The 20,613-nt window shown below is 62.3% G+C and carries 17 protein-coding genes; 5 read left to right on the plus strand and 12 right to left on the minus strand.

What is annotated here, in order from left to right:
* Nucleotides 1–12: 12 nt before the first annotated feature.
* The 4 genes from AC07T0_RS30270 to AC07T0_RS30285 all read right to left on the minus strand — a co-directional run bounded on the left by AC07T0_RS30270 (nucleotide 13) and on the right by AC07T0_RS30285 (nucleotide 3,853).
* A complete protein-coding gene (locus AC07T0_RS30270) occupies nucleotides 13–1,242 on the minus strand; it encodes a nucleoside recognition domain-containing protein (RefSeq protein WP_495004634.1) in 1,230 nt (409 codons plus the stop codon).
* Nucleotides 1,243–1,456: 214 nt separating this feature from the next.
* Nucleotides 1,457–2,788: a glutamate/aspartate:proton symporter GltP gene (gene gltP / locus AC07T0_RS30275; RefSeq protein ID WP_495004635.1), complete on the minus strand. Its 1,332-nt coding sequence runs from the start codon at nucleotides 2,786–2,788 to the stop codon at nucleotides 1,457–1,459.
* A gap of 529 nt (nucleotides 2,789–3,317) precedes the next feature.
* Nucleotides 3,318–3,482, minus strand: a complete 165-nt coding sequence (locus tag AC07T0_RS30280; RefSeq protein ID WP_100940022.1) for a DUF1328 domain-containing protein — start codon at nucleotides 3,480–3,482, stop codon at nucleotides 3,318–3,320.
* 89 nt (nucleotides 3,483–3,571) lie between these two features.
* Nucleotides 3,572–3,853 (minus strand): hypothetical protein, encoded by a 282-nt coding sequence (locus AC07T0_RS30285; RefSeq protein WP_495004636.1) that lies wholly within the window; start codon nucleotides 3,851–3,853, stop codon nucleotides 3,572–3,574.
* A gap of 449 nt (nucleotides 3,854–4,302) precedes the next feature.
* On the opposite strand from AC07T0_RS30285, the gene algB reads away from it, so the two are divergent.
* Together algB and AC07T0_RS30295 are read left to right on the plus strand one after the other, a co-directional pair.
* Entirely contained in the window at nucleotides 4,303–5,649 is a 1,347-nt protein-coding gene (gene algB / locus AC07T0_RS30290) for a sigma-54-dependent response regulator transcription factor AlgB (RefSeq protein WP_495004637.1), read from the plus strand.
* A gap of 10 nt (nucleotides 5,650–5,659) precedes the next feature.
* Nucleotides 5,660–7,438, plus strand: a complete 1,779-nt coding sequence (locus tag AC07T0_RS30295; RefSeq protein ID WP_495004638.1) for an ATP-binding protein — start codon at nucleotides 5,660–5,662, stop codon at nucleotides 7,436–7,438.
* A gap of 12 nt (nucleotides 7,439–7,450) precedes the next feature.
* Here AC07T0_RS30295 and AC07T0_RS30300 read toward each other — a convergent pair whose 3' ends face one another.
* The 7 genes from AC07T0_RS30300 to AC07T0_RS30330 form a co-directional block, all read right to left on the minus strand.
* Nucleotides 7,451–9,064 (minus strand): EAL domain-containing protein, encoded by a 1,614-nt coding sequence (locus AC07T0_RS30300; protein WP_495004639.1) that lies wholly within the window; start codon nucleotides 9,062–9,064, stop codon nucleotides 7,451–7,453.
* Between the two features lie 76 nt (nucleotides 9,065–9,140).
* Complete coding sequence (locus AC07T0_RS30305; protein ID WP_495004640.1) at nucleotides 9,141–9,920, minus strand: N-acetylmuramoyl-L-alanine amidase; 780 nt, start codon at nucleotides 9,918–9,920, stop codon at nucleotides 9,141–9,143.
* 240 nt (nucleotides 9,921–10,160) lie between these two features.
* Complete coding sequence (locus AC07T0_RS30310; protein WP_495004641.1) at nucleotides 10,161–12,353, minus strand: GGDEF domain-containing protein; 2,193 nt, start codon at nucleotides 12,351–12,353, stop codon at nucleotides 10,161–10,163.
* Nucleotides 12,354–12,370: 17 nt separating this feature from the next.
* Nucleotides 12,371–13,231, minus strand: a complete 861-nt coding sequence (locus AC07T0_RS30315; protein WP_495004642.1) for an endonuclease/exonuclease/phosphatase family protein — start codon at nucleotides 13,229–13,231, stop codon at nucleotides 12,371–12,373.
* Between the two features lie 10 nt (nucleotides 13,232–13,241).
* The gene (locus AC07T0_RS30320) at nucleotides 13,242–13,886 is read right to left on the minus strand and encodes a thiol:disulfide interchange protein DsbA/DsbL (RefSeq protein ID WP_495004643.1); all 645 of its coding nucleotides are present in this window, start codon (nucleotides 13,884–13,886) and stop codon (nucleotides 13,242–13,244) included.
* 207 nt (nucleotides 13,887–14,093) lie between these two features.
* On the minus strand, nucleotides 14,094–14,699 hold the full coding sequence (locus AC07T0_RS30325; protein WP_495004644.1) for a c-type cytochrome: 606 nt from the start codon (nucleotides 14,697–14,699) through the stop codon (nucleotides 14,094–14,096).
* A 45-nt stretch (nucleotides 14,700–14,744) separates the two neighbouring features.
* Nucleotides 14,745–15,035: a c-type cytochrome gene (locus AC07T0_RS30330; RefSeq protein WP_495004645.1), complete on the minus strand. Its 291-nt coding sequence runs from the start codon at nucleotides 15,033–15,035 to the stop codon at nucleotides 14,745–14,747.
* Nucleotides 15,036–15,224: 189 nt separating this feature from the next.
* Between AC07T0_RS30330 and yihA the strand changes: the two genes are divergently transcribed.
* The gene (yihA, locus tag AC07T0_RS30335; RefSeq protein WP_495004646.1) at nucleotides 15,225–15,869 is read left to right on the plus strand and encodes a ribosome biogenesis GTP-binding protein YihA/YsxC; all 645 of its coding nucleotides are present in this window, start codon (nucleotides 15,225–15,227) and stop codon (nucleotides 15,867–15,869) included.
* 446 nt (nucleotides 15,870–16,315) lie between these two features.
* Here yihA and polA read toward each other — a convergent pair whose 3' ends face one another.
* Entirely contained in the window at nucleotides 16,316–19,135 is a 2,820-nt protein-coding gene (gene polA, locus AC07T0_RS30340) for a DNA polymerase I (RefSeq protein WP_495004647.1), read from the minus strand.
* A 74-nt stretch (nucleotides 19,136–19,209) separates the two neighbouring features.
* On the opposite strand from polA, the gene AC07T0_RS30345 reads away from it, so the two are divergent.
* Both AC07T0_RS30345 and AC07T0_RS30350 read left to right on the plus strand, forming a co-directional pair.
* Nucleotides 19,210–19,500 carry a DUF2782 domain-containing protein gene (locus AC07T0_RS30345; protein WP_495004648.1) on the plus strand — a complete coding sequence of 97 codons (291 nt, stop codon included), beginning with the start codon at nucleotides 19,210–19,212 and terminating at the stop codon, nucleotides 19,498–19,500.
* A gap of 56 nt (nucleotides 19,501–19,556) precedes the next feature.
* On the plus strand, nucleotides 19,557–20,507 hold the full coding sequence (locus AC07T0_RS30350) for a homoserine kinase (RefSeq protein ID WP_495004649.1): 951 nt from the start codon (nucleotides 19,557–19,559) through the stop codon (nucleotides 20,505–20,507).
* The last annotated feature ends 106 nt before the right edge of the window (nucleotides 20,508–20,613 follow it).

Here is a 20,613-nt window from a genome sequence, read left to right on the forward strand (position 1 = left end):
CAAGCGCAGGTTTCAGCCAAAGAACCAGTAGCACACCCCGATCGCCGCCAGCACCCCGGCCAGCTCCGCCAGCAAGGCGCAGCCCACCGCGTGTCGCGCGCGCTGGATATTCACCGCGCCGAAATACACCGCCAGCACGTAGAAGGTGGTTTCGGTGCTGCCCTGAATGGTCGCCGCCGCCAGCGCCGGGAAGCTGTCCACACCCTGGGTCTTCATGGTTTCGATCAACACGGCCCGGGCAGCGCTGCCGGAAAACGGCTTGACTATCGCCGTGGGCAGCGCATCGACGAAACGGCTGTCCCAACCGAGCCACTGCACCAGGTGGCGAATGCCGTCGAGGCCGAAATCCAGCGCCCCGGACGCCCGCAACACGCCGATCGCGCAGAGCATCGCCACCAGGTACGGCAACAGGTTCTTCGCAACATCGAAACCCTCTTTCGCCCCTTCGACGAACGCCTCGTAGACCTTCACCTTACGCAACGCGCCGACGACCAGGAACAGCATGATCAGGCCGAACAGCGTCAGGTTGCCGAGGATCGACGACAGACTGGCCAGCGCCGTGGCCGACAGCCCGGCCAACAGCGCCATGAAACCGCCGAGGATCAACGCGCCGGGCACCAGGTAGGCCAGCACCACCGGGTCCCACAGGCGCAGGCGCTGCATCACCGCCACCGACAGCAGGCCGACCAGGCTCGAGGCGCAGGTGGCCAGCAGGATCGGCAGGAACACCAGGGTCGGGTCCGCCGCGCCTTGCTGGGCGCGGTACATGAAGATGGTCACCGGCAACAGGGTCACGGCCGAGGCGTTGAGCACCAGGAACAGGATCTGTGCGTTGCTCGCCACGGTCTGGCTGGGGTTGAGCTCCTGCAGGGAACGCATGGCCTTGAGGCCGATGGGCGTGGCGGCGTTGTCCAGACCCAGGGCGTTGGCGGCCAAGTTGAGGGTGATCAGGCCGATGGCCGGGTGATCCCGTGGCACCTCCGGCATCAGGCGGCTGAACAGCGGCCCCAGGGCCTTGGCCAGCCAGTCGACGATCCCGGCCTTTTCGGCGATGCGCAGAAAGCCGAGCCAGAGGGTCAGAGTGCCGAACAGCAAGACCATGACCTCCACCGAGAGCTTGGCCATGGCGAAGATGCTTTCCACCATCGCGGCGAAGATCGCGTGGTTGCCGCCCACTATCCATTGCGCCAGCGCCGAGACGGTCGCCACCACGAAAAAGCCAAGCCACAGGCCATTGAGCATCGGGAAAACTCCTTGAAGATGCGGCGAATGATAGCGGTCGGGCCAGAAACAACAAACCCCGGAAAGTCCGGGGTTTGTCTAGCGGGCTGGAAATACGCCGAACCTGTGGGAGCGGTGCTTGCCCGCGAAGCTTTTTAGCGTTCTCACAGGCTTCTTCGCGAGCAAGCGCTGCTCCCACAAGAACAGCGCCGCTTCCACACCAAAGGCAAGCCGGTCAGCCCCTGGAAGCCTCACCCACCGGCAGCGGCTCCTTGCTGCGCCAGTGCGGCAGGGAGTTCCAGTAGCGCTCGCCCTTGGCATCGTCGTACATGCCTTCCCAACGGGAAACCACCAGGACGGCCAGGGCATTGCCGATCACGTTCAACGCGGTCCGCGCCATATCCATCACCCGGTCGACACCGGCGATAAAGGCCAGGCCTTCCAGCGGAATACCGACACTGCCCAGGGTCGCCAGCAGCACCACGAAGGACACGCCCGGTACCCCGGCAATCCCCTTGGAGGTGACCATCAGGGTCAGCACCAGCAGCAATTGCTGGCCGATGGACAGGTCAATGCCATAGAGCTGGGCAATGAAGATCGCCGCGATGCTCTGGTACAGGGTCGAACCGTCGAGGTTGAAGGAGTAGCCGGTCGGCACCACAAAGCTGCAAATGGCTTTCGGCGCGCCGTAGGCTTCCATCTTCTCGATCACCCGTGGCAACACGGTTTCGGAACTGGCGGTGGAATAGGCCAGCACCAACTCATCCTTGAAGATGCGCATCAGCTTGATCACCGAGAAGCCGAACAGCCGGGCCACCAGGCCGAGCACGGCAAAGGCGAAGAACAGGATGGCCGCGTAGACCAGCAGCACCAGCTTGGCCAGCGGCAGCAGCGAGGCGAAGCCGAAGCTGGCGACGGTCACCGCGATCAGGGCGAACACACCGATCGGCGCGTAGTTCATGATCATGTGGGTGACCTTGAACATGCTTTCCGAGACGCCCTGGAACATCTTCACCAGCGGGTCGCGCAACTCGGCCTGCAGGCTCGACAGACCGAGGCCGAAGAGGACCGAGAAGAAGATGATCGGCAGCATTTCGCCGCGGGCCATGGCGGCAAAGATATTCGATGGAATCAGGTTGAGGATGGTCTCGATAAACGCATGCTCATGCTGCACTTCGGCGGCGGTGGCCTTGTACTTGGAGATATCCACGGTGCCCAGGGTGCTCATGTCGATGCCGGAGCCCGGGTGGAACACGTTGGCCAGCAGCAGGCCGACCACAATGGCGATGGTGGTGACGATCTCGAAGTAGATGATGGTCTTGAGGCCAATGCGCCCCAGCTTCTTGGCATCGCCGACCCCGGCAATGCCGACCACCAGCGAGGAAATGACAATCGGGATGACGATCATCTTGATCAGGCGGATAAAAATATCGCCTGCCGGTTGCAGCACGTTGCTGATCCACCAGGCCTTCTCGGCACTGAAATGGTTGAGCAGCGCGCCCACTGCGATCCCCAGTACCAGACCGATGAGGATCTGCCAGGCGAGGCTGAGCTTTGCCTTCTTCATGTCGTTACCCTTGCTTCAAGTGGAGTCGGACAGAAGCCCCTCACCGTTGCATTTACGCAGGTCAGGTGGCGGCAGCTGCCCCCCATGGAAGGTCATCGCCCACCAGCCTGATGGCTTTTTGGCAGGCGAAAAAAGGCGCAACTATTCCCATGCAAGGGGGGGACGTCTAATGCCGTAAACGCCTACCCTATGCCGAATCGGCATGAGCTTTGTTCAAAAATACGACTGTTTTGCCTTCCGACAGCAGGACATTTCAGCCGAAAAAAGTGCCGTAAACCGGCCATTTCAAAGCATTTTTTCCTCTGCGCCCCAAGAGTGAATCCAGGCCAAATAAGTAGAAAAGTCCTACGAATTCAATCGGAAACAATGGGGGAATCAGCAGGGTATTTCTAGACGTACGGTCACGTCCAAACAAGCGAGCCCGTGAAAGTGCCACTTAATGTCAGAACGACATAGGATTAAAGCGGCAAACGGTTGTCTTGTCGCGGCAGGAACCGCCGCCCCACGGCAGGGCGGCTACGGCTCATGGTCAACCTCGACCGCGGCGTCCGAACAGGAAGGAAACCACGAACATCACCAGGAATACGACAAACAGGATCTTGGCGATACCCGTAGCCGTACCGGCGATGCCACCAAAGCCCAATACCGCGGCGACAATGGCAATGATCAGGAATGTGACTGCCCAGCTCAACATGGTGATTCTCCTCAACTTACGAGTTTTTGGATGCCGCCTTTACTGCTCCGGGCAATAGTCGGTCTGTCGTCCGAGCGCCCGGCTATTGCCTAGAACACCCAGCGCTGCTGCAGCGATTCGTCAGGCACCTGGGCTTGATCGACCGATGTCAGACGGTAGGCGGCAGGGTCGCCGATGCTGGCGCCAACAGCACTGAAATGGGTTTGTTGCAGGGTATGCTCGGGCAGGCGCGGGACCTGGACGCTGGCCTGGTTCCAGCGTTGCAGCTGCTGGCCGACAATCAGCGTGACCAGCAGCGCCAGTACGGCAAACAATCCTTGCTGCAGGTGCAGTGGCGAAAGATGGCGATGGGCGGCACGTGGGCGATTCATCCTGAAACTCCTCCGACACAAGGGTGATTGTTCCAGGGCAGGGAGAGATGAACCGGCCCGACCACTGTGAACGCTCTTGGGAGGAGTGTTGCAGCCTGCATGCCAGCTTTTTTATTATAAAAATATTAATCAAATCAATAAGTTGAAAAACTTATCGCATTGATGAGCGCGCATCCTGCACGATGCCCATCCTACGATCGTGCGTATTGCACGATGAATCCGTAGGAAAGAACCTAAACTCACGAATAAAGAGTAAGAAAATCAGTAGGAATTAGCTGGGAGCCCAGCTGTCGGAAGCAAAGAGCTTAAAAAATTCCCCAAATCAGCGGGTTAGTAATCAGGCGCAGAGACCGTTACCCTGCTTGTTATCGGGTCAATCAGAAGCAGCTCTATAACGTGCCGGATTTTTCCGGGACAGCCTGGAAACTTTTACTAAAGGAGCATGGGATATGGAATCTGCCACGGAACATCAAGGCCGTATTCTGCTGGTGGATGATGAGTCCGCCATCCTTCGCACCTTTCGCTATTGCCTGGAAGACGAGGGCTACACCGTCGCCACGGCGAACAGTGCGGCCCAGGCCGACAGCCTGTTACAGCGCCAGGTCTTCGACCTGTGCTTCCTCGACTTGCGCCTCGGCGAGGACAACGGCCTCGATGTGCTCGCCCAGATGCGTATCCAGGCGCCCTGGATGCGTGTGGTGATCGTCACCGCCCACTCCGCCGTGGACACCGCGGTCGATGCCATCCAGGCCGGTGCCGCCGACTATCTGGTCAAGCCGTGCAGCCCCGACCAACTGCGCCTGGCCACGGCCAAGCAACTGGAAGTGCGGCAACTGTCCGCCCGCCTCGAAGCCCTCGAAGGTGAAGTGCGCCAGCCCAAGGACGGCCTGGACTCCCACAGCCCATCGATGATGGCCGTGCTGGAAACCGCACGGCAGGTGGCCAGCACCGATGCGAACATTCTGATCCTCGGCGAGTCCGGTACCGGCAAGGGCGAACTGGCCCGCGCCATCCACGGCTGGAGCAAACGGGCGAAGAAGTCCTGCGTGACCATCAACTGTCCGTCGCTGACCGCCGAGCTTATGGAAAGCGAGCTGTTCGGCCACAGCCGAGGGGCCTTCACCGGCGCCAGCGAAAGCACCCTGGGCCGGGTCAACCAGGCCGATGGCGGCACCCTGTTTCTCGACGAGATCGGCGACTTCCCCCTGACCCTGCAACCCAAGTTGCTGCGCTTTATCCAGGATAAGGAATACGAGCGAGTCGGCGATCCGGTGACCCGACGGGCCGATGTGCGGATCCTCGCCGCCACCAACCTCAACCTCGAAGACATGGTCCGCGACGGACGTTTTCGCGAGGACCTGCTCTACCGTCTGAACGTCATCACCCTGCACCTGCCCCCCCTGCGCGAGCGCAGCGAAGACATCCTGATGCTCGCCGATCGTTTCCTCGCGCGCTTCGTCAAGGAGTACGCGCGGCCGGCCCGCGGCTTCGGCGACGAAGCCCGCGAAGCCCTGCTCAACTACCGCTGGCCGGGCAATATCCGCGAGTTGCGCAACGTGGTCGAACGCGCCAGCATCATCTGTCCCCAGGAGCGCGTGGAGATCAGCCACCTGGGCATGGCCGAGCAACCGACCAACAGCGCTCCGCGTATCGGCGCCGCCCTGAGCCTGGACGAACTGGAAAAAGCCCATATCGGCGCCGTACTGGCCACCAGCGATACCCTCGACCAGGCGGCCAAGACACTGGGCATCGACGCTTCGACGCTGTACCGCAAACGCAAACAGTACAACCTGTGAGTCACACACCATGAAACTCACGATGAAGCTGCGCACCCGGCTCTTCCTGAGTATTTCGGCGCTGATCACCGTCGCCTTGCTCGGGCTGATGCTCGGCCTGGTCAGCGTGATGCAGATGGCCAATACCCAGGAGTCACTGGTCAGCGACAACTTCATCACCCTGGACCTGGGCCTCAAGCTGCGCCAAAGCCTGGGCGACCAGTTGCTCCTGATGCTCGGTGACAAACCCGACCAGACCGCGCTCGAGGCCTCGCGCGAGCACTACCTGCAACTGCTCCACGAAGGCATCGAGCATGAGCAGAGCAGCGACGTACGCAGTGGCTTTGCCCAGGCACGGATCGACTACGAACTGTTCCTCCAGGCCTTCGCCCACTCGCGCGACGGCAGCGGCAGCACCGAGGAGCTCACCAATCGCTTCAACGTCCTGCGCAACGGCCTGATCGCCGAGCACAAGCAGGCGCTGGACAACATCAGCTCGACGGAAACCAACGCCCGCGAGCGGGCGCTGCTGGTGGCCGGGCTGCTGGGGTTTGTCGGGCTGGCGGTGCTGATCATCGGTTTTATCACCGCCCACGGCATTGCCCGGCGTTTCGGTGCGCCGATCGAGGCCCTGGCCGAGGCGGCGGACCACATCGGCCAGGGCAACTTCGAAGTGACCCTGCCGACTTCCTCGGCCGTCGAGATGAACCTGCTGACCCGACGTTTCGGCATCATGGCCGAGGCCCTGCGCCAGCATCAGGCAACCAACATCGACGAATTACTGGCTGGCCAGCAACGCTTGCAGGCCGTGCTCGACAGCATCGACGACGGGCTGCTGATGATTGACCGCGAAGGCCGCCTGGAACACCTCAATCCGGTAGCCCAACGGCAACTGGGCTGGGACGGCGACCGTCTGGGCCAGGGCCTGGGCGCGGCCCTGCAACGGCCCGAGCTGGACGCGCAACTGCACTTGATCCTGCGCGGGGCCAGTCTGGAACGGGCGCCGGAAGACCTTGAGGTCGAGGTCGAAGGCGAGTCGCGCCTGCTGACCTACAGCTTGACCCCGGTCAGTCATACCCAAGGCCATATTCTCGGCGCGGTGATGGTGCTCCACGACGTCACCGAACAGCGCGCCTTCGAGCGGGTGCGCAGCGAGTTCGTCCTGCGCGCCTCCCACGAGCTGCGCACGCCGGTTACCGGCATGCACATGGCCTTCGGCCTGTTGCAGGAGCGCGTGCATTTCGACAGCGAATCGCGGGAAGCGGACCTGTTGAACACAGTCAACGAAGAAATGCTGCGGCTGATGCAATTGATCAACGACCTGCTGAATTTCTCCCGTTACCAGAATGGCCTGCAGAAGCTGACGCTGCTGCCCTGCGACATCGAGACACTGCTCGAAGCCTGCCGCCTGCGCTTTGCCGAACGGGCCCTGACCCAGGGCATCGACCTGCAGGTCGAACTGCAGCCGCCCTTGCCGCGCCTGCCGGCCGACCAACCGCAACTGGAGCGCGTGCTCGATAACCTGCTGGACAATGCCCTGCGCCATACCCCCCGAGGCGGGCAGATTCGCTTGCAGGCCCGGCGCCATGGCGAGCGGGTCATCATCAGCGTCGAGGACAACGGCGAGGGCATTGCCTATGGGCAACAGGGCCGCATCTTCGAACCCTTCGTCCAGGTCGGCCGCAAGAAAGGCGGCGCCGGCCTGGGCCTGGCCCTGTGCAAGGAGATCGTGCAATTGCACAGCGGGCGCATGGGCGTGTATTCAAGGCCGGGACAGGGCACGCAGTTCTACATGGCATTGCCGCTCTAGCGCTCCCACGGCCTAGGCTTCATTGTCCAGCCGGCGCGAGGCCAGGCGTCGACCGCGCGTGATCAGTTCGACGAACTGCACCGCCGTCAGCGCCTGGGCGAACAACCAACCCTGGCCGTAATTGACCCCTTCGCTGCTCAGCAGCAAGGCCTGGTGCTCGTACTCGATGCCCTCGGCGATCACCCGCAAATGCAGCGCATGGGCCATACGGATGATATGCGGCGCCACGCCACTGCTGGCGGCGTCATGACCCAGAGCATCGATAAAGGCCTTGTCGATCTTCAGGCAGTCCACCGGCAGGGTTTGCAGATAAGCCAGGCTGCAATAGCCGGTACCGAAGTCGTCGATCAACACCTGATGACCGACATTGCGCAGGGCCTGCAAATTGTCCCGGGCCACCACCACGTCGATCAGCCCGCGCTCAGTCACTTCGAAAGCGATCTGCCGAGCGCTGACCCGGTGCGCCCGCAACAGATCGGCAATCACCTCACCGATACGTGGCACCATGACATCGCAGGCTGCCAGGTTCACCGAGATATACAGCTGCGGATTGGCCCGCAACAGGTGCCCCAGCTGCTCGAGCAAGCGTTGCAGGACGAAATCGGTGATCTGGCGGATCTGCCCGGTATTTTCCGCCAGGGGGATGAACAGGTCGGGGCTGGTCAGCGTGCCATCCGGCCGGCGCCAGCGGATCAAGGCTTCGGCGCCCACGCAATGGCGGCTGCCGAGCTCGAAGATCGGTTGATACAGCACCTGGAACTCACCCCGCCGCAACGCCCCTTGCAGTTCGCCGTTGAGCGACTGGCGCTGGCGGGCCAGTTGCAAGGTCAGGCCACCGATGCAGAAGGCAATCAGCAGGCTCACCGAGAGCAGCCACCACCACAGCGGGTCGATCGGCAGCGGCCTGGCCCCGCGCGGGGCCACCATCACCAACTGGTATTCCGGGGTACGGGTGGGCATGCGATAGATCAATTCATTCGGCGTGATCACCAGCGGGTCGCGCCCCTTCGGCGGCCAGCCAAGGGGTGGCCAGGTTTGCGCCGGCCCCAGCACCGGAATCGCCCGCCGACCACGGTCGACCACCACCAGCAGGCTGGCCCCCGGCGGCAGTTCCACCACATCGCTCAGATGCCCACGGGAGGTGGACACCCGGAAGTGACCGCGTCCGAGCATCAGGGTGGCCAGGTTGTCATTGGGTTGGGTCGAGGTATTGAGCCAATAGCTGTAGGTCGGCCCGCGCATATCCGGCCCCCGCAAGGGCATGTGGGCCTCTCGGTTCGGCCAGTTGGAGCAGGACTGGACGGCGTCGACATAGAAGGCTTCGGAGATAAACCGGTAGTTGAAGCTCAGTTGCTGCAAGGTGTCGATCATCTCCGGGCTGCAGTCCCGCAAGGGCTGGGCCTCCAATTGGTCGAGCCCCTCGCGTAGCTGCCCGAAAAGCTGCTCCAGGCGCGCCAGGAAACGTTGTCCCTGGGCATTCATCTGCTCGCTTTCGTGCTGCCTGACCTGGTGCATCGCCACCCCCAGGCTACCGGCCAACAACAGGGCGATACTGAGCAGGGCCGCCAGCAATGCCAGCGACCAGGGACGATGGAACCAGGTACGCAACGTCTCACGAGCCGGCATCAGCGAATTTCCGAAGACTTACCAATGAGTTATAGCAACAGATTGGCGAGTTGGCGCTGACCGTCCGGCGGTGACGCTATTTTGACTGGTTCAGTACCTGGAGGATCGCGGCACTTTGCGCATCCGGCAGGCCGTCGAAGCGTGTCGGGCGGAAGTGCATCTGGAAAGCCGCCAGCACATGGCGCGTGGCAACATCCAGTTCGCCGGTCTGCGGCGTGGCATAGCCCAGGCGCATGAGCTGCTGCTGGAACCAGGTGATGCTCGGCAGTTGCGCGACGTAGGCACCTTGCAACCCGGCGACCGCCTGTTCGTCAGGCCATACGCCGAGACCCTCCGCTGCCAGGCGCTTCCAGGGCATCAGCGGGCCCGGGTCCTGCTTGCGCAGCGGCGCGATATCGCTATGGCCGATCACGTTGCGCGGCTCGATATGGTTGCGTTTGACGATGTCCTTGAGCAGCACCACCAGGGCCTGGATCTGGGCTTCGCTGTAGGGGTACCAGACACGCCCGGCGGGTGTGTCGCGGAAACCCGGGTTGACGATTTCAATGCCAATGGAGCTGGAGTTCAGCCAGGTACGCCCCAGCCATTCGCTTTCCCCGGCGTGCCAGGCGCGCTGACTCTCGTCCACCAGCTTGTAGAGGGTGGCGCGGGGGTCGTCGCCGATCAGGTAATGGCTGCTGACCTGGCCATGGGTCAGCAATCTCAGCGAGTTTTCCATATTCGCCGAGGTGTAATGGAGGATCACGAACTGCACGCGGTTGTCGTAGTTGACCGAAGGGTGACTGGTGTCCAGTCGCGGAGCGCTGGCGCAGCCCGCCAGCAACAGGATCGAAAGAAGGAGAGGGAGCAGTTTCATGGCGGTGGCAACAAACGAAGACAGTAATTTGACAGCATAACGTACTGGCCGGCCCAGCAGCGGCCAATACACTGTTACCTGATGCAACCTGGAGTACCCTCCTGACCCTGGACCTACCCCTTCAGTCAACGCGATCACTGTAGGAGCCAGCTTGCTGGCGATGAGGCCCGCAAGCCTAGCATTGGCCTTGCGGACGCCATCGCCAGCAAGCCGGCTCCTACAAGCACGTGCGTCTTGTACTCAGCCCTGCTCGACACGATTGCGCCCGGCATTCTTGGCCCGGTAAAGCGCCTCATCGGCTCTTTTCAGCGCATGATCGCTGCGCTCACCGGTCTTGAGCGCCGACAACCCGACCGACACGGTGATCGTCACGCGCTCGCCCTTGAAGTGGAACGGACACGCCTCGATCGCCGCGCGCAAGGCGTCGGTCAGCTTGAGCCCGGCGCTGATCGAGGTATTGGGCACCAACAGGACGAACTCCTCGCCGCCGAAACGGGCAATGAAGTCACTGGGACGCAGACGCTTGCGCAACTCGCCGGCAATGATCTTCAACACTTTGTCGCCGGCCAGGTGACCGTAGTTGTCGTTGATCCGCTTGAAGTGGTCGAGATCGAGCATGGCGATCAGCAGGGTGTTGCCATGCTGCTGCCACTGCGCCATCTCATGCTCCAGGCGCTCGCTCCAGGCCGCCCGATTGGGCAGGCCGGTCAGCGGGTCGACCAGGGCTTTCTGACGCTGCTCCTCGAGGTGATCACGATAGCCCTGGGCCTCCTGCTCCATGTGCGCCACGCGCTCGGCCAGGCTCTGCAAGCGCACGGCGACTTCCTGCTCGCGGATCGCTCGTTGCTGCTGGTGCTGGTCCATGGTGCCGAGCAAACCTTCAAGGCGGTTTTCCAGGATGTGCTTGAGGCTGTCCAGGTCCGCGGCATCCTGCACGCTGCTTTGCAGGCTATCGACATGCTCGCGCAGTTGGCTGTGCAACTCGTTCGCCGCCGTACGCCCTTCGGCATGCCCGGCACTCGCCGCTTGCAGGTTGCTCTGGAACGACTCCAGGCGTTCGTTGAGCTGCTTGAGGTAGATCTGGAAGTCGTGTTGACCGCTGTCGTTGATCGCCAGCATCAACACCGCCAGATCGTCGAGGATCGGCAGCAACTCGTACCAGTTCAGCCCATGTTCTAGCCGGTGGCGCATGGCCTCGGCATGCGCCTGGTGACGCTCGGGCAGGGTCAGGTCATTCAGCAGGCCCAGCAACGTCGACTCGATATGCTCGGCCACCGAGCTGTAGGACGGCTCTGGGGATTCGGGTAAGGCAAACAGCACATCCGGCTCCGGATACTCCGGGTCGACGGCCGCCAGCGCTTCAGCCATCACTGCGGGTAATGGCAGGCTGTCGATAAACACCGTAGGCACGGGATGCACCGTCGGGGCCGGCGCTTCTGGCGCGGCGGCCGCCTCGACGACCGGCGCGGGCACCAGGCTGGGCCCGGCAGCCAGTACCGAGGGGTGTTCATCTTCGCTCGCCGGGACCACGGACGGCGCTGCGCAAACCGCCTCGGCGACAACAGCCGACGGCTCCAGCTGCACCACCGGTGGCGCATAGGCCACCGCTTCGACAGGCTTGGCGGCGGCCAGCGGCTCGGGCTCGATAGCCGGTGTCGGTACTGGCCGAGGCGCTTCGGGCTCGGCTGACGCGGTGGCCTCAACCGGGGCGGCGGGCGGAGCCGCTGTCGCGATGGCAGGTGCCACTACCGGTACAGGTGCTGTGGGTGCGGGTGCGGGTGTATGAACAGGCTCCGATACCTGAACCCCGGGCTCGCGCGCCATGGGTTCGGCCGCGTGGGCTGGAACCTCTTCGACAGCGGAGGGCGGAACCGACGGCTGGCCCGGGCGGGTTTCTTGCGTCGCCTCCTTGCCGCCGAACAGCCGTTGCAACAGACCCGGGCGACCCGGCTCGACCGGCTGCTCAAGCTGGGTCAATGCCTTGCCTTGCAGACCACTGAGCTCGCTGAGCAGCAAGGGGATTTCCCGCGCCTGACCAACACGCCCCTCAAGCTGCTTGGCGAAGTTCTTCAGCGGCCGCCTGACTTCACGGGACAGCGGCAGGGATTGCAGCTGGGTCACCAGTGAGGTCAACGCGCTGCTCACCTGCTCGGCGCGAGTCTCACGACGCTGTTCGGAGTCGAGCACGGCCTTTTCCAGCCGGGGCAACAAGGCCGCGAGCGCTGCGTCCATATCGTCGCTACGCACGATATCGCGCATTTCCTTCATGCACAGGTCAACCGCGCGGTCGGTCCCTTCCGCCGCCAGCGTGCTGCGCACCAGCCCACGGCGAAGCAGGTCCAGACGGGCGTCCCAGCGACGCTCGAGCTTTTCCTGTTGTTCGATGCTTTTAAGGTATTTCTCTTTCCAGCGTTCGACTTCTTCGCTGCTCATGCCGGTGTCCGCGAGATTTAGCTACTCAAGGCCGGCAACGTATCAGAACCGATGGAACCTGGCAGACGAATTTCGACCGCCACCGGCAAATGGTCGGAAATAGGTTGGGCCAGCACCTCAACTCGCTCCAGCGTCAGACTGGGGCTGAGCAGAATGTGGTCCAGGCAACGTTGCGGACGCCAGCTGGGGAAAGTGGCTTCCACCTGCGGTGCGAGCAAGCCGAGGTCACGTAAAGGCGAGTGTAGTAGCAGGTCGCTGGCATGGGTGTTCATGTCGCCCATCAGCACCAGGTGCCGAAAGCCGCCAATCAACTCGCGGACATAAGCCAGTTGCCGGGTACGGGCCCGCGCCCCCAGGGCCAGGTGCATCATCACCACCACCAAGGCCTCCGGGCCCTCGCCAAAGCGCACGAGAATGGCCCCGCGGCCGGCGGGCCCCGGCAACGGATGATCCTCGATCGCCGAGGGCCGCAAACGGCTCAGCACCCCATTGCTGTGCTGGGCCAGGCGCCCGAGGTTGCGATTGAGTTGCTGGTACCAGTAGGGAAAGGCACCGAGCTGGGCCAGGTGCTCGACCTGATTGATGTAGCCGGAACGCAGGCTGCCACCATCGGCCTCCTGAAGGGCCACCAGGTCGAAATCGGCGAGCAGGCCGCCGATTTTCTGCAGGTTGTCCGCCCGCCCCGTGGCTGGCAACAGGTGCTGCCAGCCACGGGTCAGGTAATGTCGATAACGCTGGGTGCTGATGCCCACCTGGATATTGAAACTGAGCAGGCGCAGGCGGTTGTCCACCGGCAGCCCAGTGCTCTCCAGGTGACGCTCGTTGACCTTGGGTTCATGCAGGCCAACAAGACGCTCCGTCCCCCAGCGCCCGATCACGGCGGCGGCCTTACTTGGCCGCCGTCATGGCTGCCCGCTCCTTGGCGATCAACTGATCGGCGACATTCAGCGCGGCCTCGGGACCACCGGTGGTGCCGAGGTCGAAGCGGTATTTGCCGTTGACGATCATGGTCGGTACGCCGGAGATACCGTACTGTTCAGCCAGGTCCTTGGCCTTTTTCATCTGGCCCGTGATCGCGAACGATTTGAAGGTATCGAGGAACTTCTGCTTGTCGACGCCCTGGGTGGCGAGGAAATCGGCCATCTCTTCAGGCTGGGTCAGCTTGTGGGTTTTCTGCACTTCTTCGAACACCGCCTTGTGCACACGGTTTTCCACACCCATGGCTTCGAGGGTCAGGAACATCTGGCCGTGAGCGTTCCAGGGGCCGCCGAAAATGGCCGGGATACGCACGAAGTTGACATCGCTGGGCAGTTTCTCGGCCCAAGGATTGATGGTCGGTTCAAAGGCATAGCAATGCGGGCAGCCGTACCAGAAGAACTCGATCACCTCAATCTTGCCTGGGACGGCAACCTGCACCGGTTTTTCCAGCTCGACATAGGTCTTGCCGGCCTCAAGTGGTACATCGGCGGCCTGGGCCGTCATGCCAAACAAGCTGGCGGTGACGAGGGCGGCGCTGAGAATCAGATTACGCATGCTTTGCTCCTGGACATGGATAAGTGGCCTCAGACGCGACCTGTGACTCAGACAGACCGGGGCGGGCTCTAGTTCGATAATGAGTGTAACGGCAGCGGCCACAAAAAAGGGCGGCCAAGGCCACCCTTTTATCGTCGCAACAGCGGATTAATCGATCATTAACGTTGCCAAAGATGACAATCCGCCGCGCGCCTGAGCGTCAGAACCTCAGTGCAGGCCCTGTACGTAGCTGGAGACGGCTTCGATATCCTTGTTGCTCATCTTCGCGGCGATGCTCTGCATGATCTTGGTATCGCCGTCGTTGGTGCGGTTGCCTTCACGGAAATCGTTCAGCTGCTTGGCAACGTATTGCGCATGCTGGCCGCCCAGGTGTGGGAAGCCGGCGGCGGCGTTGCCCGCGCCATTGGGCGAGTGGCAACCGATGCAGGACGGCATGCCCTGGTCCAGCTTGCCGCCGCGGAACAACTCTTCACCGTGGGCCACGACCTTGGGATCGGCGGCGCCGACGCTGCCTTGCTGGCTGGAAAAGTAGGCGGCGATATCGGACAGGTCCTGATCGCTCAGGTTGGTTAGCAGTCCGGTCATTTCCAGCACGGTGCGCTTGCCCGACTTGATGTCCTGCATCTGCTTGGTCAGGTAGCGTTCGCCCTGGCCGGCCAGTTTCGGAAAGTTGGGGGCCATGCTGTTGCCATCGGGCCCGTGGCAGGCTCCGCAGACAGCGGCCTTGGCCTGACCGGCCTTGGCATCGCCAGCGGCCTGTGCCAGGCCTGTGATCCCCAGGGTCAACAGCAGACTCACGATCAGTTTGTTCATCAGCTAATCCAACTACGGCTAAGGGTTAAGAGTTATGGACCGGGCTTACTCGCTCATCCACTGGATGATGCTTCGGTAATCCTCGGTACTGCAGTCCATGCACAAACCACGCGGCGGCATCGCCTTGAAACCCTGGGTCACGTGTTGCACCAGCGTCTCCATACCTTGCGCCAATCTTGGCTTCCAGGCCACCTGGTCACCCTTTCGAGGGGCCATCGGCAGCTGTCCGGCATGGCAGGCACCACAAACACGGTTGTACACGGCCTCCGGATCCTGTGTAGCCTGCGCGCTGCAAAGCGGCATCAAGAGTCCGGCGGCCAGCAGCCATTGGGTCATAAATGACCTTCTCAGGGTTGGGGACGTACCGCGTTCTACTGCGCGGCCTAGGTCTATCGCCCCCGTGGGCTTTATCCTGTGTAGGGACAAAGCACACACAAAATCTGCGGCATTATATACTGGCGCTACTGAAACGGAAACGACACTGCTGCCGCGTCCATCCCCGGCACCGCCCACATCGGAAATCCCATGCAACTCAAGAACCCCATTCTCGGCCTGTGCCAACAGTCCACCTTCATGCTCAGCGCCGCCAAAGTCGACCAGTGCCCGGACGACGAAGGATTTGAAGTGGCCTTTGCCGGCCGTTCCAACGCTGGCAAATCCAGCGCCCTCAACACCCTGACCCATGCGAGCCTGGCGCGCACCTCGAAAACCCCGGGTCGCACACAGTTGTTGAACTTCTTCAAGCTAGACGATGATCGGCGTCTGGTCGACCTGCCGGGCTACGGTTATGCAAAAGTTCCGATTCCGCTCAAGCTGCATTGGCAGCGTCACCTGGAAGCGTACCTGGGTGGCCGCGAGAGTCTGAAGGGCCTGATCCTGATGATGGATATCCGCCATCCGATGACCGACTTCGACCTGTTGATGCTCGATTGGGCGGTGGCCAGCGGCATGCCGATGCACATCCTGCTGACCAAGGCCGACAAGCTGACCTACGGCGCGGCGAAGAACACCTTGCTCAAGGTCCAGGCGGAAATCCGCAAGGGCTGGGGTGACACCATCAGCATCCAACTGTTCTCGGCACCCAAGCGCCAGGGCCTGGAAGAGGCCTACACGGTGTTGGCGGACTGGATGGAACTGGCGGACAAGGGTAGCGAAGCCGTAGCGGAATAAGCTTTTGAGGCCCGACAGACGTACACCAAACTGTCTGTGGTGCGCTCAGGCAAGACAAAAGCGCGGTGTGAAAGGCGAAGTTTACTGGCTGTAAATGAGTCTTTCACACCGCGCTTTTGTCTTGCCTGAGCGTGCCACAGCCAGTTTGGGGGCAAAAAAAACCCCGGACTTCGTATGGGGAGGGGAAGTTCGGGGTCCAAGTTCCGAACCGCTAGGGCGGGGTCCGGAATATCTGCCAACACTTAACACAACATAGGAGCATCGAAGGGCTTCACCAGCCATTCAGTAACTCTGAGTGCCGTTTCGCCGATTTAGTTCCGAACATTTTCAAAAACTATTTGGCATAAGTGGCACCGATTCCGAAACCAATTGCCCTTCGATGGTGTTTTGCCGCGACGTCATATCGCGGCAAAAACCCTCTGTTGTGGTGCTTTCAGGTTCTGCGCTTAATGCGCCTCATCCCAGTTGTTGCCCACGCCCACGTCCACCAGCAACGGCACATCCAGCTGCACCGCGCCGCTCATATGGAGGCGAATCTTCTCGCTGACTTCCGCCACCAGGTCCTCACGCACCTCCAGCACCAGTTCATCGTGCACCTGGAGGATGACCCGGGCATCCAGAGCGGATTCGCAGAGCCAGTTATCCACCGCCACCATGGCTTTCTTGATGATGTCCGCCGCCGTGCCCTGCATCGGCGCATTGATCGCCGTACGCTCGGCGCCAGCACGCTCCTGGGGTCTGTTGGAGTGGATCTCCGGCAGGTACAACCGACGTCCGAACAGGGTCTCGACATAACCCTGCTCCGAGGCCTGGGCACGGGTACGCTCCATGTATTCGCGCACTCCCGGGTAGCGGGCGAAATACACGTCGATGTAAGCCTTGGCGGTCTTGGTGTCGACACCGATGTCCTTGCCCAGCTTCTGCGCGCCCATGCCATAGATCAGGCCGAAGTTGATGGCCTTGGCGCTACGGCGCTGGTCGGACGTGACCTCACCCAGCTCGACCTTGAACACTTCCGCCGCCGTCGCCGTGTGCACGTCGAGGTTGTGGCGGAAGGCATTGAGCAAGCCTTCGTCCTTGGACAAATGGGCCATGATCCGCAGCTCGATCTGCGAGTAGTCCGCCGACAGCAACTTGTAGCCCTTGGGCGCGACGAACGCCTGGCGAATCCGCCGCCCTTCAGCGGTGCGCACCGGGATGTTCTGCAGGTTCGGATCGCTGGAGGAGAGCCGCCCGGTGGCCGCCACCGCCTGGTGGTAGGAGGTGTGGATACGCCCGGTACGCGGGTTGATCTGCTCCGGCAGGCGATCGGTGTAGGTACTTTTCAACTTGCTCATGGAGCGGTACTGCATCAACACCTTGGGCAACGGATAATCGTCCTCGGCCAGCTTGGTCAGCACTTCTTCGGCCGTGGACGCCTGCCCCTTGCCGGTTTTCTTCAGCACCGGCAGGCCAAGTTTTTCGTAGAGGATCGCCCCCAATTGCTTGGGTGAACCGAGATTGAACTCCTCGCCGGCGATCGCGAACGCTTCGCGCTCCAGCTCCACCATCTTCTTGCCCAGCTCGAGGCTCTGCACCCCGAGCAACGCGGCATCCACCAGCGCGCCCTGGCGTTCGATCCGCGCCAGCACCGGCACCAGCGGCATTTCGATATCGGTCAGCACGCTGAGCAGGCTCGGCACAGCGGCCAGTTGCTCGTGCAAGGCCAGGTGCAGGCGCAAGGTTACGTCGGCGTCTTCGGCGGCATAAGGCCCGGCCTGCTCCAGGGCGATCTGGTCGAAGGTCAGTTGCTTGGCGCCCTTGCCGGCGATGTCCTGGAAGCTGACGGTGTCGTAGTCGAGGTACTTCTTCGCCAGGCTGTCCATATCGTGCCGCGTTGCCGTGGCATTGAGCACATAGGACTCGAGCATGGTGTCGAAGGCAATGCCGCGCACGCTGATGCCGCACGCCGGATCGCCGCCGATGGCGCAGTTGGCGAGGATATTCATGTCGAACTTGGCGTGCTGGCCGACCTTGAGCTTTTCCGGGTCTTCCAACAGCGGCTGCAAGGCCCGCAGCACGCTGTCGCGATCCAGTTGCTGCGGCACATCGAGATAGCAGTGGGTCAGCGGCACATAGGCGGCTTCATTGGCCTGCACGGCAAAGGAAACACCGACCAGTTGCGCCTGTTGCGCATCGATCCCGGTGGTTTCGGTGTCGAAGGCGAAGAGTTTCGCCTCCTTGAGCTTCTTCAGCCAGACATCGAAGCGGGCCTGGTCGAGGATAGTTTCGTACTGTGGCTCGCTGGGAGCCTCGACCACCGGCAGGGTCGCGGGCGCCGATTCGGCGTCGAAGAGCCCGGCGCTGTCCGCCACGGGTGCCGCAACCACCGCCAGCTCGATGCGCTTGGCTTCGCGCTGCAACTCGTCGATCCAGCTCTTGAACTCCAGCTCGGCGTACAGCTCGGCGAGTTTTTCCCGATCCGGCTCGCCCAGGTGCAGGTCGTCGAGGCCGATCTCCAGCGGCACATCGACCTTGATGGTCGCCAACTGGTAGGACAGGAACGCCATGTCCTTGTGCTCGAGCAACTTGGCCGGCAAGGTCTTGGCTCCGCGAATCGGCAGGTTCGGCACCTGGTCGAGCTGCTCGTAGAGCTCTTTCAAGCCGCCGTTGACCCCCACCAGCAGGGCCACGGCGGTTTTCTCACCAACGCCCTTGACCCCGGGAATGTTGTCGGAAGAGTCGCCCATCAGCGCCAGCAGATCGATGATCTGCTCGGGAGCGACGCCAAACTTAGCCTTCACGCCTTCCACGTCCATCGAGGTTTCGTTCATGGTATTGACCAGGGTAATGTGCCCGTCGACCAACTGCGCCATGTCCTTGTCACCGGTGGAAATCACCACCGGGCGGTCGGCCGCCGCACTGCTGCGGGCCAGGGTACCGATTACATCGTCGGCTTCCACGCCTTCCACGCACAGCAACGGGAACCCCAGGGCACGCACGCTGGCATGCAGCGGCTCGATCTGCACGCGCATATCATCGGGCATGCTCGGGCGATTGGCCTTGTAGTGGGCATACATTTCATCGCGAAAGGTTCCGCCCTTGGCGTCGAAGACCACTGCGAACGGGCTTTGCGGATACTGTTTGCGCAGGCTTCTGAGCATGTTCAGCACGCCCTTGACCGCTCCGGTGGGCAAGCCCTTGGACGTGGTGAGCGGCGGCATCGCGTGGAAGGCGCGATACAGGTAGGAAGAACCGTCCACCAGGACGAGAGGAGCTTGGCTCATGAGTACGATCAACCTTTTCGGCGGGTGCGGCGCTAGAATAGCCGGACCGTTGACGACAAAGGGACAAGGTTATCATGCGTAAACTCAATCGCCTGTTATTGGGCGGCCTGCTCGCGCTCACGCCGTTGGCCGCCATGGCCGCGTCGGATGCGCCTTCGGCCGAACCAGAAGTGACGATTCACACGGAAGGTGACAAAACGATCCAGGAATACCGGGTAAATGGCTTTCTGTACGCCATCAAGGTCACCCCCAAGGGTGGCAAACCCTACTTTCTGGTCCGTGCCGATGGTACTGATGCAAACTATATCCGCTCGGACCAACCGGATATGCTGATTCCCGCGTGGAAGATCTTCGAGTGGAAGTAAGCCCCTAACTTTAATCGGCGCCGCCTTGGGCGGCGCCCGTACTGGCAGTTTTAACCATGTCTGTGTTCACCCCCCTGGCTCGGCCTGAGCTGGAAACCTTTCTCGCCCCTTACGGGCTCGGTCGTCTGCTCGACTTCCAGGGAATTGCCGCCGGCAGTGAAAACACCAATTTCTTCATCAGCCTGGAGAAGGGTGAATACGTCCTGACCCTGGTTGAGCGCGGACCGGTGCAGGAAATGCCGTTCTTCATCGAACTGCTCGACGTGCTGCATGACGCCGACCTGCCGGTGCCCTATGCCTTGCGCACCACCGACGGCCAGGCCCTGCGCGAGCTGGCCGGCAAGCCGGCGTTGCTGCAACCGCGGCTGGCCGGCAAGCACATCAAGGTAGCCAATGCCCAGCACTGCGCCCAGGTCGGCGAGTTGCTCGGCCACCTGCACCTGGCGACCCGCAACCATATTCTCGAGCGCAAGACCGATCGTGGCCTGGACTGGATGCTCGAAGAGGGCGAGAAGTTGCAGTCGCACCTGGACGACGAGGCACGCGGCCTGCTGCAAGCGGCGCTGGAGGAGATTGGCCAGTACAAGGCGCAGATCCTCGCGCTGCCACGGGCCAACCTGCACGCCGACCTGTTCCGCGACAACGCGATGTTCGAAGGCACCCACCTGACCGGGTTGATCGACTTCTACAATGCCTGTTCCGGACCGATGCTGTACGACGTGGCGATCGCCTTGAACGACTGGTGTTCGGATGACGCCGGGGTGCTCGACGGGCAACGGGCCCGGGCCCTGTTGGGTGCGTATGCCGGCTTGCGGCCGTTCACCGCTGGCGAGGCCGAGTTGTGGCCGACCATGTTGCGGGTGGGCTGCGTACGTTTCTGGCTGTCGCGCCTGATTGCCGCCGAATCCTTTGCCGGGCAGGACGTGCTGATTCACGACCCGATGGAGTTCCAGCTGCGCCTGGCGCAGCGCCAGCAGGTCAACACCTCGTTGCCGTTCGCCCTCTGACCTGAAGAGCGCAAGATAACCTTGTGGGGGCGGTGCTTGTGTGGGAGCGGGGGGGGGGGGGGGGGGGGGGGGGGGGGGGGGGGGGGGGGGGGGGGGGGGGGGGGGG

The organism is Pseudomonas sp. GW821-FHT04D07, assembly GCF_059420225.1.

What these genes read in the sequence shown, in the direction of transcription:
- gltP (WP_495004635.1), bottom strand. Translation starts at nt 2,788, where the DNA reads ATGAAGAAGGCAAAGCTCAGCCTCGCCTGGCAGATCCTCATCGGTCTG.
- yihA (WP_495004646.1), top strand. Translation starts at nt 15,225, where the DNA reads ATGCAACTCAAGAACCCCATTCTCGGCCTGTGCCAACAGTCCACCTTC.
- algB (WP_495004637.1), top strand. Translation starts at nt 4,303, where the DNA reads ATGGAATCTGCCACGGAACATCAAGGCCGTATTCTGCTGGTGGATGAT.
- AC07T0_RS30350 (WP_495004649.1), top strand. Translation starts at nt 19,557, where the DNA reads ATGTCTGTGTTCACCCCCCTGGCTCGGCCTGAGCTGGAAACCTTTCTC.
- AC07T0_RS30285 (WP_495004636.1), bottom strand. Translation starts at nt 3,853, where the DNA reads ATGAATCGCCCACGTGCCGCCCATCGCCATCTTTCGCCACTGCACCTG.
- AC07T0_RS30300 (WP_495004639.1), bottom strand. Translation starts at nt 9,064, where the DNA reads ATGCCGGCTCGTGAGACGTTGCGTACCTGGTTCCATCGTCCCTGGTCG.
- AC07T0_RS30325 (WP_495004644.1), bottom strand. Translation starts at nt 14,699, where the DNA reads ATGAACAAACTGATCGTGAGTCTGCTGTTGACCCTGGGGATCACAGGC.
- AC07T0_RS30305 (WP_495004640.1), bottom strand. Translation starts at nt 9,920, where the DNA reads ATGAAACTGCTCCCTCTCCTTCTTTCGATCCTGTTGCTGGCGGGCTGC.
- AC07T0_RS30295 (WP_495004638.1), top strand. Translation starts at nt 5,660, where the DNA reads ATGAAACTCACGATGAAGCTGCGCACCCGGCTCTTCCTGAGTATTTCG.
- AC07T0_RS30320 (WP_495004643.1), bottom strand. Translation starts at nt 13,886, where the DNA reads ATGCGTAATCTGATTCTCAGCGCCGCCCTCGTCACCGCCAGCTTGTTT.
- AC07T0_RS30345 (WP_495004648.1), top strand. Translation starts at nt 19,210, where the DNA reads ATGCGTAAACTCAATCGCCTGTTATTGGGCGGCCTGCTCGCGCTCACG.
- AC07T0_RS30330 (WP_495004645.1), bottom strand. Translation starts at nt 15,035, where the DNA reads ATGACCCAATGGCTGCTGGCCGCCGGACTCTTGATGCCGCTTTGCAGC.
- polA (WP_495004647.1), bottom strand. Translation starts at nt 19,135, where the DNA reads ATGAGCCAAGCTCCTCTCGTCCTGGTGGACGGTTCTTCCTACCTGTAT.
- AC07T0_RS30310 (WP_495004641.1), bottom strand. Translation starts at nt 12,353, where the DNA reads ATGAGCAGCGAAGAAGTCGAACGCTGGAAAGAGAAATACCTTAAAAGC.
- AC07T0_RS30280 (WP_100940022.1), bottom strand. Translation starts at nt 3,482, where the DNA reads ATGTTGAGCTGGGCAGTCACATTCCTGATCATTGCCATTGTCGCCGCG.
- AC07T0_RS30270 (WP_495004634.1), bottom strand. Translation starts at nt 1,242, where the DNA reads ATGCTCAATGGCCTGTGGCTTGGCTTTTTCGTGGTGGCGACCGTCTCG.